Annotated in this window: 11 protein-coding genes; 8 read left to right on the top strand and 3 right to left on the bottom strand. The window is 47.4% G+C overall.

The genetic code is table 11. From position 1 onward, the window contains the following. The first annotated feature begins 247 nt into the window (after window positions 1-247). The 7 genes from ACKU35_RS12330 to ACKU35_RS12300 all read left to right on the top strand — a co-directional run bounded on the left by ACKU35_RS12330 (window position 248) and on the right by ACKU35_RS12300 (window position 12047). A complete protein-coding gene (locus ACKU35_RS12330; protein WP_319765403.1) occupies window positions 248-925 on the top strand; it encodes an FtsX-like permease family protein in 678 nt (225 codons plus the stop codon). 43 nt (window positions 926-968) lie between these two features. Then, window positions 969-1703 (top strand): ABC transporter ATP-binding protein, encoded by a 735-nt coding sequence (locus tag ACKU35_RS12325; RefSeq protein ID WP_319759520.1) that lies wholly within the window; start codon window positions 969-971, stop codon window positions 1701-1703. A gap of 18 nt (window positions 1704-1721) precedes the next feature. Beyond that, complete coding sequence (locus ACKU35_RS12320; protein ID WP_319759519.1) at window positions 1722-6590, top strand: FtsX-like permease family protein; 4869 nt, start codon at window positions 1722-1724, stop codon at window positions 6588-6590. Between the two features lie 17 nt (window positions 6591-6607). After that, window positions 6608-8581, top strand: a complete 1974-nt coding sequence (locus ACKU35_RS12315) for a DUF6785 family protein (protein ID WP_319759518.1) — start codon at window positions 6608-6610, stop codon at window positions 8579-8581. A 34-nt stretch (window positions 8582-8615) separates the two neighbouring features. Beyond that, complete coding sequence (locus ACKU35_RS12310; RefSeq protein ID WP_319759517.1) at window positions 8616-10577, top strand: peptide transporter; 1962 nt, start codon at window positions 8616-8618, stop codon at window positions 10575-10577. Between the two features lie 173 nt (window positions 10578-10750). Continuing rightward, window positions 10751-11647: a hypothetical protein gene (locus ACKU35_RS12305; protein ID WP_319759516.1), complete on the top strand. Its 897-nt coding sequence runs from the start codon at window positions 10751-10753 to the stop codon at window positions 11645-11647. Continuing rightward, window positions 11631-12047 (top strand): PqqD family protein, encoded by a 417-nt coding sequence (locus ACKU35_RS12300; protein WP_319759515.1) that lies wholly within the window; start codon window positions 11631-11633, stop codon window positions 12045-12047. Before ACKU35_RS12305 ends, ACKU35_RS12300 begins: the two co-directional genes overlap by 17 nt. 12 nt (window positions 12048-12059) lie before the next feature. Here the strand turns inward: ACKU35_RS12300 and ACKU35_RS12295 are convergent, their stop codons facing one another. Together ACKU35_RS12295 and ACKU35_RS12290 are read right to left on the bottom strand one after the other, a co-directional pair. Then, complete coding sequence (locus ACKU35_RS12295; protein ID WP_319759514.1) at window positions 12060-12488, bottom strand: hypothetical protein; 429 nt, start codon at window positions 12486-12488, stop codon at window positions 12060-12062. Between the two features lie 98 nt (window positions 12489-12586). Beyond that, a complete protein-coding gene (locus ACKU35_RS12290) occupies window positions 12587-13522 on the bottom strand; it encodes a MerR family transcriptional regulator (RefSeq protein ID WP_319759513.1) in 936 nt (311 codons plus the stop codon). A 414-nt stretch (window positions 13523-13936) separates the two neighbouring features. On the opposite strand from ACKU35_RS12290, the gene ACKU35_RS12285 reads away from it, so the two are divergent. Next, window positions 13937-15079: an HD-GYP domain-containing protein gene (locus tag ACKU35_RS12285; protein ID WP_319759512.1), complete on the top strand. Its 1143-nt coding sequence runs from the start codon at window positions 13937-13939 to the stop codon at window positions 15077-15079. Between the two features lie 9 nt (window positions 15080-15088). Here the strand turns inward: ACKU35_RS12285 and ACKU35_RS12280 are convergent, their stop codons facing one another. Beyond that, entirely contained in the window at window positions 15089-15391 is a 303-nt protein-coding gene (locus tag ACKU35_RS12280; protein ID WP_319759511.1) for an Hpt domain-containing protein, read from the bottom strand. Window positions 15392-15481: the final 90 nt, after the last annotated feature.

Genomic DNA, 15481 nt, shown 5'->3' with positions numbered 1-15481 from the left:
CGGGCATAGTCAGTATATCACCATTAGCCATACTATTTGGCAAGCAGCGCAAAGTTTGCATTTTCCCTTTGCATTTCAGGCCATTTCAGTTATTTAATAAAGCAATAGTCAGAATTAAATCAACCATGGGTCATAGGGGAGAACCATGGTTGTACATACTGGCAGGCACACTTTTTTTGCCATTGATTTTTTCATTTACCCGGCGACAATTACGGTCCCGGCCCCCTGTACATACACCGAGCCCAAAATGCCGAAAAAGAAAATTCCGTTTCATGATCAGGAAACACAGGCCGATGTTGCGGCGCAAGTGGTCCTGCCCTTTAATAAGTCTTTTGAAATCAGCATTAAAAGCCTTAAATCACGTTTCCTGCGCAATATGGTCACGGTCACCAGCCTTATTCTTGCGGTTTCCTTTCTGGCCTATGTACTGGTGGGAGCGGATATTTCAAACGGACTCTACCATTCGGGTAACCCTGATCTGATCAAAGCACTGGATAAAACAGGTTATGAACCGGGCGGCAGCGCTAAAGAACGCTGGATTGTGATTCTTTCACTGCTGGTCTGCACCGTGGGAATTGTCAATGCCCAGCTAATGGCCGTAACAGAACGCTTCCGCGAAATCGGTACCATGAAATGCCTCGGCGCGCTGGACAGCTTTGTTTTGCGGCTTTTCCTGCTCGAAGCGTCCATGCAGGGTACGGCTGGAGCGCTACTAGGCTCAATCTTCGGGGCGATCATAGCTATTCTTATCGGCATGCTCCGATTCGGATTTGCGGCCCTGACCATGTTACCGCTGGATGCGGTAGGACTTTCCCTGCTCTATTCAATCGGAGTAGGGTTCGGGCTGAGTCTGCTGGGAGTTCTTTATCCGGCATTCATCGCGGCCCGGATGCGCCCCATCGAGGCCATGCGCGTAGAAGAATAAATTTCTAATCTGAATAACAACTAAAAGCTATAAGGCGAAAAATATGGCCGATCAGCACACCATAGTACGGGTTACCGGAGTTAAACGTAATTTCAAACTCGGCAACACTGACGTTCAGGCTTTGAAAGGAGTGGACCTTGAAATCTATGCCGGGGAATATCTCTCCATCATGGGCCCTTCCGGTTCCGGTAAATCCACACTCTTCAATATGATCGGCGGACTGGATAAGCCTTCCGAAGGGAAGGTCTACATTGACGAGGTGGATATCGCCCAGTTGGACGCCTTTGAACTTGCGTGGCTGCGTAACCGTAAAATCGGATACATCTTTCAGACCTTCAACCTGATTCAGGTTATGACCGCCCTTGAAAACATTACCCTGCCCATGATCTTCGCAGGAGTACATAACGACGCCGCCGTGGCCAAGGGAATTGAGTTGCTGGATCTGGTCGGACTGCACAAACGCTACAATCACAAGCCGCAGGAACTTTCAGGAGGCCAGCAACAGCGCGTAGCCATCGCAAGATCGCTGGCCAATGATCCGGCAATTATTCTGGCCGATGAACCGACCGGGAACCTGGACCTCTCCACCGGTGAAGAAATCATCAAACTCATGAACGATCTGAGCAAGGAACGCGGCGTAACGATTATCACCGCCACCCATGATTACAAAATGCTTAACGCCTCCGACCGGGTTGTCTGGATCGAAGACGGACTGATCAAGAAAATCGAACACCGCGACCAGCTCAATATCGATGTGGGCTGTATTCGCATGGCCTGATCACCGGAGGCCCTTTAAATGTTCATATCAGAATCAGACAACAATTTTTTTTACCGTCGCGGCAGGATAACCGTATTCCTGCTCGCAACGCTATTGCTGCTTAGCGCCGGAATTCCCGGTAAAGCTTTCAGTTCCGCCGACTCCATCAAGCAGACCATTTCCGAGCTTTCCTCCTTCGGGGATCGTTCCTTCGGCTCGAAAGGAGCGAAACGGGCTGCTGATTATATTGAAATGAAATTTGCGGAGCTTGGTGATTTCAAAACGGGAAAACAGCTTTTCCTCGCCCCGGTAATGACCGTTTCAAAGACTGTCTTCACCATCCAAAACGGCAAAAAGATCAGCATCAAACCGGCAAAGTTAAACGCTATTTCTCCGCCTGCCACCCCGGAGAATGGTTTGAACGGACCGGTTATCTATGTCGGGAAAGGCGAACTTGACGATTTCAACGGGCTTCAGGTCAAAGACGCCATTGTACTCATGGATATGGACTCCGGTAAAAACTGGCTCAACGCGGCCAGCCTTGGGGCATCTGCATTAATTTATATTGATAAGGGACCAACGCTTAAGGGTTTTTTCGAGGAAAAACTGGAGCTATCCCCGCTAGATTTTCCCCGCTACTACATGAGCGCCGAAGATGCGCGCAAAAATCTAAGCCTTGATGCCGGGGCGGGCAGTAAACTTGTTTCCGAAACAGGCCACATTGAATCCCACAGTAAATGGGAACGGACCGAAGCAGAAAACGTTTATTGCTTAATTGAAGGCAGCGATCCGGAAATGGCCGAAGAGCTGGTTGTGATTGAAGCTTTTTACGACAGCTCTATGTATGTAATGGGACAATCACCGGGCGCGGATGAGGCTCTTTCCATTGCCTCCCTGCTTGAGATTGGCAAAAAAATGGCTGCCAATCCCCCCAAGCGTTCGGTGCTCCTGCTCGCAACCACAGGACACGGACAATCACTGCGCGGCATGCGTGAATACACCACAGCTGTTGCCGGAAAAAGCAAAACCCTCAAAAAGATTAAGGTGGAACTGCGCAACAAAAAAAATGACGCAGCCAAAATCCTCGGAGGACTTGAGCTGGACAATCCTCTGGCGACAGAACTTGCCGTGGAAAATCCGAAACTTTTTTCACTGCTCTACGAAACCTTGAAAAACCAGATCAAGGATGAAGTGGATATAATCAGCAAAGAACTCATGCAGCTGAGACTGCGTAAAGATGCTGATCAGGATGAGATAACCGCACTGGATAGCAAACGTAAGTTGCTCCGCCGTATTTCATGGAAAGGAGACTATTCCAACCTGCCGCCCGAAGAGATGGCGGCGGTAAAAGAACTTTTTCCCCATGTAAGAAAAAAAGTCCAAAGTATTAAAAAGGATATCAAGCAGCAACTCTCCGCTATCAAAAGCGCTCGCGAATTGCGCAGGGTTGTCCGCACCAAAGAAATGGTCTGCGGAATATCCCTGCATCTTTCAAGTCATGGAGAAGGAGTCGGCGCTTTCGGCGAAGGCTGGTTTTATAATTTAAGGCCGCGGGTTAATCTCTCGCGCACCTTCTCCCGCATCAACGATATTCTTGAAAACGCTGCCCCGGAAGTTGAAAAAACGACCGGTACCGAAGGCATGTACAAGGATACACTCCGTCCCGACCGTACCCGTCCGTGGCAGACATGGCTGCTTGATAAACCGCAATTCAGCAGCGAAATCGGAATCATGGCCGGGAAGCTCTGCTTTACTTTTGCCACCGTGAATGATGATCGCCAGTACTGGGGAACTCCATTTGATACCGTGGAAAATATCAATTGGAATAAAATCGGCAAACAGGCTGAATTCACCGAGGGGCTGATCAGAAAAATTTCCGACAGTGACGGACCGCTGACCACGAAATTACCCCGTAAAGGTTTTGCCATGGTCAACGGCAAGGCCCGCTTCATCCGGCAGGGTGAACTCTTCGCTGATCAGGCCGCTCCCGGAGCCATCTTCATGGCCTTTCAGGGAAAGACTAGATTCTACGCCCTGTCTGATTCAGAAGGAGACTTCAAGTACAAAGGGGTGGCCTCCAAAAAACTGGTCCAGTCCAAGCTGATCATTGAAGGATATAAATACAACAAAGACGGCAGGATAATCTGGGCCATTGATAAGCAGCAGACCGGTAAAAGTGCTTACAGGCTGAAAATGCGCCGCCTGGACATGGAAACCAAAATGATCATGTTCGGATGCCGGCAGACAACTCTTTTCGATCTGCTCACCCCGCGCACTTTCCGCTACATGACCAAGGTAGAAGTGCTGGACGGATCGCGTGACGCAACGCCCATGCATTACTGGTTCAGCCGTATCGATACCCGCTCTTCAACCATCGCAAGTGTCTTCCTTGAGCCGGATGTTCCCTTGAAGATGACGCTCTCGGATACTGTGCTGAATCGTAAGATGATCCTGATTAAATCGAAAAAGAGCAATCCGGCGGGCACTGGGTACAACCTGAAAAAATGGCCCATTATTCCGGCTACGAATTACCGTGCGGCGCAGGATATGTGGACTTTACTCACCCCCCGCATTGAGAATCTTGAATCGCACGGCATTGTAAATCAGCAGATCAGAAATCTGGAACAAATGGGAGGGAAGGCCCTCGCTGATGCTGCAACGGCATGGAAAGAACGCCGCTATGACGATTTCATGACCAATGCCCGTAAATCCTGGGCTCTGGCCTCCAAAGTTTATCTCGATGTAGATCAAACTCAAAAAGATGTACTGGTCGGAGTACTCTTTTACATCGCGCTGTTTATACCGTTTGCATACTGCATGGAACGGCTTCTCTTCTCATTTGCCGATATTCACAAAAGAATAATAGGATTTCTGGCCATTCTTTCAGCGGTTATCGCGGTTATCTATTCCGTGCACCCCGCTTTTGAGCTGACCTACAGCCCTATGGTTGTAATTCTGGCCTTTTTCATTCTAGGACTTTCAGTGATGGTCTCGCTGATTATCTTCTTCCGTTTTGAAAAAGAAATGATCCTGCTCCAGCAGCGGGCACACAAAACCCAGACTTCCGAAATCAGTAAATGGAAAGCGTTCACCTCCGCCTTTGTCATAGGGGTCAGCAACCTGCGCCGCAGAAAGCTCAGGACCTTCCTGACCTGTCTGACCCTGACCATCCTGACCTTCACGATTATGAGCTTCACCGCAGTGAAATCCCTGCGCCAGCATACTTACGTTAAATTCAATGATGCTACTCCCTACTCCGGCCTGTTCATGAAAAATCTAGGCTGGCACGATCTGCCCCGTGAGACATTTGGCATAGTCAGCAACGACTTTGATGAAAACGGAATAGTTGCTCCGCGCGGCTGGATGGAGCTGAAAGAAAAGACGACCTCCGCAATCACCCCGGTCAGCTTTAATGGCAGACATGAAGAGGTTAAAGGGCTAGTGGGACTCAGCGCCGTCGAACCCAAAGTCAGCGGAATTACCAAAATTATTGTCGATGGAACTTGGCTGGTCCCCGGTACAACCAGACAGATTCTGCTTTCGCAGGAAATGGCTGACCGGCTCGGTGCTAGCGCCGGTGACACTGTGAATGTCTGGGGGAATAAATTCCTGCTCTCGGGAATCTTTGACGGCAAAAAGTTCAGCGAACACACTGATCTTGACGGCGAACCGATGACCCCGGTGATCTTCCCTTCCGCCGCAGCGCAGGAACTGAGTGAAGTTGAGGCCGAAGCCATTGAATCCGGTGAGGATATCGACACATTTCAGGGGCGCTACACTCACATTCCAGGTGAAGTGACCGCGATCATACCTTACAAAACCCTGATGGCCATGGGAGGACATCTGAAAGCGATAGCTATCGCGCCCGTTTCAGGGGAATTTTCCAAAGAAACCGTTAACGGACTGATTGACCGCTACGGTCTACCCATATTCAACTGCGATGCCGAGGGAACATATTTGTGTCAGGCATCGGACAGTATGAACTACTCCGGTGTGCCGAACATCATCATCCCGCTGATCATTTCCGCATTAATCGTTCTTAACACAATGATTACCAGTGTTTATGAGCGAAAAAAGGAAATAGCAGTTTATACTTCCATCGGCATGGCTCCGACACACGTTTCATTCCTGTTTATAGCCGAGGCCATCGCCTTCGCAGTAATCAGTGTTGTAGTCGGTTACCTGATAGCCCAGACCGCATCCGGGCTTTTGGCCGGAACTCCGCTCTGGGCGGGTATGACCGCGAACTACTCTTCCATGGCCGGTGTTGCGGCTATGATTCTGGTCATTGCGGTAACCCTGATCTCAGTCATCTACCCATCCAAGGTTGCGGCAAATATTGCCATCCCGGACGTCAACCGCTCATGGAAAATGCCCGACACCGATACCAACACCATAGAAGCAACCCTCCCGTTCCTGCTCAAACATAAAGAACAACAGGACGCGGGCGGTTTCCTGCTGGAATATCTGGAATCGCACACTGAGGTATCTCACGGATTATTTTCCACCTCTGAAATCGAAGTGAACTTCAGTCGGGAGCCCCTGCCGGAATCAGTCTGTGATCTGCTTGAAGGCTGCCCGGACCACATAACCTGTTTCCGCTTCAATGTGCGGGTCTGGCTGGCTCCGTTCGACTTCGGAGTCAAACAAATGGTGGAGCTGCGTTTCAGGCCTTCAGAAGCCCACCCGCAATTTCTTGAAGCCGTCCTGTTCATTACCCGCGAATCTGGTGAAATAGGAGCATGGAAAAGGCTGAATAAAGACTTTATCAATGCCATCAGGAAACAGTTCCTTATCTGGCGTTCACTTGATCCAGAAAAACAGAAAAACTTCCGCGAAAAGATTCCTGAAATGATGGCCTTCGGCTTTACCGGACTGAATACAAGCAACAAACTTGCTGACCTTTAAATATAAGGATTTCACAGATGCATGGTAAAATAAGGAAAAGAGCGATTCTGCTGGGCACCCTTTTCGGGCTGCTCATCTGCGCCTTCACCCCTTTCAATAACGCCTACCTGAATGCGACACCGCTGGCCGGAGGACATTTCCCGCTGGCCCCGTTCTTCATCCTTGCGTGGCTGACCGCGATCTGCGCTCTGCATCATAAAATTCTGCGTTCGCGTCCACTGCTGACCGGCCTGGACCTGATGTGCATGTGGATTCTGATGGTCATCGTATCCGGGATTTCCTATACAGGGCTGGCCCGAACATTTTTCATCAACCTGACAGCACCTTTCCACTTTGCCACCATCGGCAATAAATGGCAGGAAGTGCTTCAGCCGCTGCTCCCCGAAGCACTTCATCCGACCGACCCTAAGGCAGTGGAACAATTGTACAACGGTATCAAGGGCGGTCCTTTCATGGACAATCTGGAAGTTTTCCGGTCCATCCCGTGGGCATCATGGGTGACTCCGCTTATGTGGTGGGGTCTTTTTATTCTACTCTGCTACTTCATGATGCTCTGCCTGACCAATATTTTCAGCAGGCAGTGGGTTGAAAACGAACGCATTAACTTTCCACTGCTGCAGTTGCCTCGCTTTATGGAAGAAGCAATGGATCAGGGCTTGTACGGATCATTTCTCGGCAACAAGTTTTTCCTCATCGGCCTGATCTTCTGCGTCTGCCTGCATTTGATCAACGGGCTTCATTTTTACATCCCTTCAGTGCCGGAAATACCTACCTTGATTCTGGCAGGTAAATACTTTGCTAAGACCGGACTTTTTTCCGGTTTTTATAAGCTTAAAATATATTTTTATCCCGCATTTGTCGGCTTTGCCTTTCTGGCATCACGTCAGATTTCATTCAGCTTCTGGGTTTTCTTTATACTCGGAGGATTGTTCTACGGAATTTTAGGCGTCGCAGGGCTGAATATTCCTGCTTCCGCCCTCGGTGTCACCTTCGGCCCGACCCTGACCCGTCCTGAAGAAACCCAGATGATCGGGGCTTATCTGGTCTTTTTTGTATTCATAGTCTGGCTGGCCCGCCAACACCTGAAACAGGTCATAAAAGAAGCCTTCGGCGCAGAATCCACACGGGGTGAAGCCGAATGGATGTCCCTTCGTTTTTCTTTCTGGGGACTGGCGGTATCCGGCCTGCTCTTGACCGCTTGGTGCGTATACTTCGGTATGCCTCTGCTGGTTGCGATAATTGTTTTATTGTCCTTTTTCGTCTTCACGCTCGTGGCATCAAAGGCTATATGTCAGGGCGGTATCGCCTACTTTACACTGACAGCAGCGCCCATCGACAGCGTGACCGCTATTTTCGGTTCCAAGTTTTTCGGATCGGTAGGTATCGCCATTACCGCCGTCTGCCAGAAAATACTTTTTGTCGACCTTCGTGAATCGCTGATGCCCTCGCTGGTACATGGCTCCAAGGTCAATGAATGGCTGAAAAATAAACGGCTGTTTCTGCTCGGAATTACCGTAATCCTGCTGCTGGGCGTTATAGTCTCCTTCGGGGCGATGCTCATGGTCTGCTATAAATACGGTATCCGTGAATTACAGCTGGACTGGGCCACACGCACCTCAATGAACGTCTACGATAATGTCGTACGAATCATTCAGGAACCGGCCGTCACTTCGCACTGGGTTACCACTTTTGCCACCGTTGGCGCTGTTATCATGTTCGCGCTGATACTGGCCTACAACAGGCTGCCATGGTGGCCGCTGCATCCCATCGGATACCTTACCGCATACAGCTCTGCCATGAAAATTCTCTGGTTCAGCTTCTTTCTGGGCTGGATGTGCAACCAGCTTACCCTGCGTTACGGAGGGGTCGGATTATTCAAGCGGGTGCGTTACCTGTTTTTCGGCCTGATTATGGGCGATTTTCTAATGGGCGGAATATGGGCCCTTTACGGTCTCTACGCCGGACAAAGTTACCAGGTGCTGCCGGGCTAAATAAGTTCAGTTAACAAACTACTGAGATATACACATGTACGACGATAAAGAGTTACAAGAATATCGGGACTTACTGAAGACACCGACCAAATTTGAAGAAGGCTTCGACTGGAAAACCGTAGTCGGCGCTATCTTCATCGGCTTCCTGATGATGCCGGGCAGCATGTACCTGCAACTGGTAATCGGTCAGGGAATCGGTCCGGCTGCGCGCTGGGTTACGATCATCCTCTTTGCTGAAATAGCCAAAAGGTCGTACACTGAGCTGAAACAACAGGAAATTTTTCTGCTCTATTATATGGCCGGAGCGGCGCTTGCTTCGCCATTTTCGGGGTTACTATGGCAGCAGTATCTAGTTCAATCAGATGCCGCGCGAATGCTGGGGCTAACGGAATTTATACCCGCATGGGTAGCTCCGCAGCCGGGTTCGGATTCTCTGCTTGAACGCACGTTCTTCCACCGCGACTGGCTCATACCTATTCTATTGCTGGTGGGTGCCCAGATTATCCAACGCATCGACCATTTCGGGCTGGGCTATGCCCTGTATCGCATCACCTCCGATGTGGAAAAACTGCCCTTTCCAATGGCTCCTGTCGGGGCTCTGGGAACAATGGCCCTCGCTGAATCCACAGAAGAAAAAAAGGCCAGCTGGAAATGGCGGGTATTCTCGATAGGAGGGGTAATCGGTCTGGCTTTCGGGGCCGTCTATGTACTGCTCCCGGCGGTTTCGGGACTGATTTTTACCGAACCAATCCGGCTGATTCCCATACCATGGGTGGAATTAACACCCTATACGGAAAAAATTCTCCCGGCGGTTGCGACCGGTATCCAGTTTGATCTGGGCCTGTTCTTCATCGGCATGGTCCTGCCGTTCTGGGCTGTTATAGGTGGTTTAATCGGTATTATCATAACTTTTGTCGCAAACCCGGTTCTTTATGAGCACGGCATACTGCATCGCTGGCATCCGGGCATGGAAACCGTTGAGACGGTATTTGCCAATAATTTTGATTTTTATATGAGTTTTTCCATAGGCTTGGGACTTGGTATAGGTATCATCGGTATCTATTACGTTGTTAAATCTTTTAGGGGTGAACACGCTAAGACCCGTGAATCCTGGAGCAAACTCTTCGAGCCGCCGGAAGGACGCGGAGACATTAACTTTTGGGTTTCCATTGCTATTTATGTATTTTCAACACTGGCTTACGTAGGAATGAGTCTACTGCTGGTGCCCAATTTTCCGTGGATATTCTTTCTGCTATACGGATTTATTTATACGCCGGTAATCTCCTACATTACTGCGCGAATGGAGGGTATAGCCGGTCAGTTCGTCAGCCTGCCGCTGGTGCGTGAAGCGAGCTTCATAGCAGGGGCTAAATTTTTCGGCTATCAAGGTATTGAAATCTGGTATGCTCCTATTCCTATTCACAACTACGGTGAAGCCACGGTACATTTCCGTGAAATCGAACTTACCGGAACTTCCATCCGCGGTATCATCAAAGCGGAGCTGGTGGTTTTTCCCGTAGTCATGATTGCCAGCCTGTTGTTCTCACAATTTATCTGGCAACTGGCACCCATTCCGTCATCGAACTACCCTTACGCTCAAGAACTTTGGCATTTACAGGCTCTGAACACCCTGCTCATGCAGACTTCCACACTTGAAGGCAACTCACTCTTCTTTCAGGCACTAAGCGGCCCGGTGGTAATGAGCGGTATCAGTCTTGGGCTTATTATCTACGCCATCCTGAATACGCTTGGATTACCCGTGCTTCTTGTTTACGGGGTAGTCAGGGGAATCGGGCAGAGTACACCCCACGGTTTCATCCTTGAGGTTGCTGGAGCCCTGATCGGACGTTATTTCTTTCAAAAGAAATACGGAACCATGTGGCGCCAGTATGCTCCAGTCCTATTAGCCGGTTTCTCCTGCGGCATGGGTTTGACCGGTATGTTCGCCATGGGCTGCACGCTTATTCTAAAATCTTTGGGCAAAATGGCTTACTAACCTATCCCACCGGTATTATGAAACTAAGTCAGAATAACAATTAATACTTTGCGGATGAATTAAAAATGTTTTAGTAACTTTGCTCCGGGGTAAATCTCCATTTAGTTTTACGAAAATATGATTATCTGCCGTTTTCCCGAATTCGGGCATACGGCTTTCATGAAGGATAAAGAATGGATCGCAAGAATATTTCATGGGACGGACTCAATTTTGATGTACCGCCAGAATTTGAAGTCAGCGGGATAGATAAAAAATTCCTGCAGCTAGATAACGGTGAACAGCCCTGCATTGAACTGCGCTGGTACGACGCAGGTAAAACATATAAAGAAAAGAACTACTTCAGGCAGCTTGCAAAAAAAGTTGAATCAGCTTCCGGCCTTAAAATAGAATCTTCAGTACTGCCCGCTTCATGGAAAAAACCGCTCCAGAAATTTGATACCACAGCATTCTACTGGCAATCGGACCTTTCCACCGGACGCGGAGTTATGTTTTACTGTAAGAAAGCCGCCAAGGTCATGCTTGTTCAATTCATCGGCAAAAACGATGAGCAGATCGATGATGCTGCGGTTATGATCTTCAATAGTCTGCGATTCAGTAATCCAGCCGAAGACCATTGCTGGCGCATCTATGACATCAAAGCCACGCTGCCCGGCAAGCTGAAACTTGAATCATTTGAATTCAAACCGGGACGCTTCAGCATAACTCTGGCCGATCAGATTGAAACCGTTACACTTTACAGGTTCAGCCCGGCTGATATCATCCTCAAGCAACGTTCTTTGGGAGAATTTTCTAAAGAATTATTCAGTGAAGAAATAAAAAACATGAATCTTTCCAGAGCCGAGCTGGAATACGACAAAGGCGCAACCTGCATGTTCGGACAGAAAAAAAGTCCATCAACTGCAAATCTGGCTTTAGCTAAATTAAGTCCCAAACGTCGCCCTTACGGCCAGATAGAAATACGCTACACTCAGGAAAGCAACCGCATTCTAGCCGTACTGGTAAAATCGCGCCAGCAGATACCTGAAGACCGCGCACAGAACATATTTAAGCAATATGACATTATTCAGTAAAAAAAAGAAAATTATCCCGGAAATGACTCGGGGTGAGGCGCTGTCCTGCAAACCGATCAAAAATAACGGCGTAAATGAGACACGCACGGAGAATGGGCTGATAATACTTTCTTATCCTCTGCGACTCAAACCGCTATTCGCTGATATTGCTAAAAAATTTGGCATGTGGAAAGACGGCTCCCCACCTATAAAAAGGCTGGAACTCGATGAAATGGGAACGCTGGTCTGGAATATGATTGACGGGAAAAACAGTGTTCGCAAAATTGCGGCTGCATTTACTGAAAAATATAAAGTACTACCGCGCGAAGCAGAAGTCGCTACGGCTTCATTTCTAAGAGATCTCGGGAAAAGGGGTTTAATCGCTTTCAGTTCAGAACAGCACGGTCCTAAACAATTTTAAAACCAGAACGCATCAACTGCAAGTCAGCTTGATGTATTCTTCAAAACTTACTCCGTTCCAAACCTTACTTACCCAGTACGCAGAGGCCCAGATCATAAGCGAAGAGGACTGAACGTCAGAAAGACGTTTCAATTTTGCTTCAAGATTCGGCCAACTGACTCCGTGATTATTGTGAACTTTATCATTCTCACAAGCTTCTTCAATCTGGAGAAAAAGATAAGCTCCTTTGCACTGATTCGGAAGGATCTTAACGCCCTGATATGCTTCCAGCACAGTCTTTAATTCAGCTACGTTTAATTCCTGCGCAACAGAACGCATGGATTTAAAAAACATGTCCACAGCCCAAGGCAGAATAAACTCTGCACCTGCGCTTTTGGTTTTAAAATAATTTTTGAGCCACTGTTCCTGATCATTCGTAATTCTGGCTGCAACCTGCGGCATAACTTCCTCCTAAGGCTACTCCTCTACTAATATCTATATTTTACTAACCATATTTTCATAAAGTATCAAGACTTTTTCTAGAAAAGCAAGAAAAGAAACTAGCGGTCAAAACTCTCACGTATCTGTTTGAAAAGACTAAACAAAAGAGCTCCTGGAACTTCTTTACCATTAATTTCCATACTATCGATGCGGACAACAGTATTGTTATTGGGAGTGACATTTTCTTCCGTAACCAGAACAATCTCCTTCTGTGAACCCGGACCGCTTTCACTGGCATCTATAACCAACACCCACTGCCCGTTACTTTCTTTCCATTCAAGATCAACACTTCTGTGCGAGTTCACACTATTTTCAAGAAGTTTAACAAAATCTTCCAATGAAAAATGCTTGCGCCCTTTTCCGGCAACACCAAGATAATCACCTTCTGAATTGCGTATCACCAGCGGACGCTCCAAATAGCCGGAAGAAGGAAATGAAGAGACATCGGGACCATTCCCGCCGGAACGTAAAAGTCTGAACAACTCCACACGGTCACGCTTCAAGCGGCCGATCTCCATGGACATGTCCAGAATGCGCTCATTAGTCTCGGCAGAAAGTTTCCGCTTCTCACTGCGTAGGTTCGAGACCTCTTCTCTCAGGTCACGCAATTCTGTCTGAAATAACGCCTGATTAGACAAAAGATCCGAAACCTTACCCAGAACAGAAGATAAGCCTTTAATTACAGTCTGCATATCCGAGCTTGACTCCAGACCTGCTTCATTGATCATTTGTTGATCATTATTAATCTTATCTACTAATGCTCCGAATTTTAAGCTTAATTCATTTTCAATCTGTTCAGTTGACCAATTCAATCCATACATTTCACGTATCCTCCGAAAAATTTCCAAAGCTTCTACAGAATACCTCTGCCGCCGCCCTGACTTCCCTGAAGAAGGCAAGAATTTAGAATATTTATCTTTATAATAGACAACAGTAGAAGGAGGTATACCCAACCTTCGACCCACTTCCCTCAAACTAAGATACTGACTAGACATAACCGCTGCTCATTTGTTGTTTATTTTCATTATGAACTACATATAAATTAAGATAAAAGAACAGTCAACCCCCAATTGAACAATATTTTGTTCAGTTGAACAACACGGTAAAACTACAAAACTACACCTTTTCGGCGAAAACCGTATAGACAAATCAAAAATCGTAATTACTATTGTAAATAAGGGAAGATAAATTCAACGGAGGGTATGTGAAAATAGAATCAAAGCCTTATAAAATATGCGAATTGAGTCGCCCTGCTAAAAAAGATTGAGTGCGTAAAGTGACGGAGTAACATCCCACATCCGCGTAGCGCGGAATACGCACTTTTCACTTGCCCTCTGTACTACCTGAATGTAAATCTTATTTGGTACCATGAGACCTATCATGATTCAGATAATTTAAAAGCGACCAATATGTTAGAAAAGATAAAGACCACGAATCTTCAGGAAGGAATGTTTGTTATTTGCTCAGCAAGCGGAATGGCCTCCATACCGCCGGAACTTTCAAACAAAATGATCTCTTCCAAAGCGGACATCGCCGCTATACTTAAACTTAATATTAGCGAAGTTCTGATCGACTCGGAGCAAAGCTCACCACAAAACAATTTTCCGCAGACTACTTACTCCGAAGAAATTCTCTTCGCACGCGAAGCTTACAACAATGCCCTTCACTGTGTGCAGAGGATATATCAGACTGTTGAGGATAAGGGTCAGCTCAATATTTCCGAATACAAAAAGGATATTACCCCCCTTCTGGATTCCATAGATAGAAACAGCAGTGCGGCCGCTAGCATTACCGTGCTGGCCCGTGCAGACAGATACCTATATACCCATAGCCTAAACACAGCCATACTGAGTTCTATGCTTGGGCGGTATATGGGACTTTCCAGAAAGACTATGGAGGACATATCTATCACAGCCATGCTCATGAATCTCGGCCAATTGTGGATATCTCCGAAGGTCATGCAGAAAAAGGGAAAACTTTCCCATGATGAATTTGAGCTGATTAAAAATCATCCCCTTAAAGGCTGCCAGTACCTTAAAGAACAGGCTACACCTGAAACCATTATCGAATCAGTATACTCACATCATGAAAATTACGACGGAACAGGATACCCTCAAGGGCTTTCCGGGAATGATATACCTCAGATTTCACGCATAATTTCCATATGTGACGCATATGATGCCATGACGATAGAAAGGCCATATAGAGAAGCGCTTACCCCGCATTCGGCGATAAAACACCTCTACACTATGGCTAATTCCGCATTTCATCCCAGATATCTGGAAAGCTTCATCAAATGTGTGGGGATTTATCCGGTTGGTTGCTTTGTAAAGTTATCCGACGGCCGCTACGGGGTAGTGATTTCAAACACCCCCAAAGCTCCGCTACTGCCGCGGGTAAAAATTGTATTCAACAGCCGTTTCAGAGCTATTCATCCTGAATTTATAGATCTTTCCAAGGATTCAGAGACAAAACAGGGGAATAATCTGGAAATTGTAGAATGCATCCATCCCAAAACATTCAAACTGGAACTGGACCGATTTCTCTGGTAACACAAGGGCTTAAACGAATTGCACTTCAACCCGCTCAACATAATCCTTGAGCGCGGCAAATTCCACAAGGACCTTATTTAAATCATTGCCGGCAGCACCTGCTTCGATTCTACGACCGATTTTCCCCAGCTCTAAAAAGCCATAATTCAAGGCAGAGCCTTTGAGATTATGACCGAGCCGAGTGACGGTAGCCAAATCTTCAGACTTGATGGCAGCCCCAATTTCCTTTACTTCCCTATGGGTTATCGCCATAAAACCGGGAATCAGCCCTTTAAGATCCGCATCAATCTTTTCAATTATTTTTACCTCCATCAAGTCCTCCAGATTCCAAAACCTTCAGCGCCCGAATCTAAATACAAAAAAAGGTACCGCCTTTTAAGCGGTACCTCTATATTATCTATT

This window comes from Maridesulfovibrio sp., from assembly GCF_963676065.1.
Lineage (GTDB): Bacteria > Desulfobacterota > Desulfovibrionia > Desulfovibrionales > Desulfovibrionaceae > Maridesulfovibrio.
The sequence above is the reverse complement of the archived record's forward strand: the minus strand, read 5'-3'. Positions and strand labels throughout refer to the sequence as shown.

What these genes read in the sequence shown, in the direction of transcription:
- ACKU35_RS12330 (WP_319765403.1), top strand. Translation starts at nt 248, where the DNA reads ATGCCGAAAAAGAAAATTCCGTTTCATGATCAGGAAACACAGGCCGAT.
- ACKU35_RS12325 (WP_319759520.1), top strand. Translation starts at nt 969, where the DNA reads ATGGCCGATCAGCACACCATAGTACGGGTTACCGGAGTTAAACGTAAT.
- ACKU35_RS12320 (WP_319759519.1), top strand. Translation starts at nt 1,722, where the DNA reads ATGTTCATATCAGAATCAGACAACAATTTTTTTTACCGTCGCGGCAGG.
- ACKU35_RS12315 (WP_319759518.1), top strand. Translation starts at nt 6,608, where the DNA reads ATGCATGGTAAAATAAGGAAAAGAGCGATTCTGCTGGGCACCCTTTTC.
- ACKU35_RS12310 (WP_319759517.1), top strand. Translation starts at nt 8,616, where the DNA reads ATGTACGACGATAAAGAGTTACAAGAATATCGGGACTTACTGAAGACA.
- ACKU35_RS12305 (WP_319759516.1), top strand. Translation starts at nt 10,751, where the DNA reads ATGGATCGCAAGAATATTTCATGGGACGGACTCAATTTTGATGTACCG.
- ACKU35_RS12300 (WP_319759515.1), top strand. Translation starts at nt 11,631, where the DNA reads ATGACATTATTCAGTAAAAAAAAGAAAATTATCCCGGAAATGACTCGG.
- ACKU35_RS12295 (WP_319759514.1), bottom strand. Translation starts at nt 12,488, where the DNA reads ATGCCGCAGGTTGCAGCCAGAATTACGAATGATCAGGAACAGTGGCTC.
- ACKU35_RS12290 (WP_319759513.1), bottom strand. Translation starts at nt 13,522, where the DNA reads ATGTCTAGTCAGTATCTTAGTTTGAGGGAAGTGGGTCGAAGGTTGGGT.
- ACKU35_RS12285 (WP_319759512.1), top strand. Translation starts at nt 13,937, where the DNA reads ATGTTAGAAAAGATAAAGACCACGAATCTTCAGGAAGGAATGTTTGTT.
- ACKU35_RS12280 (WP_319759511.1), bottom strand. Translation starts at nt 15,391, where the DNA reads ATGGAGGTAAAAATAATTGAAAAGATTGATGCGGATCTTAAAGGGCTG.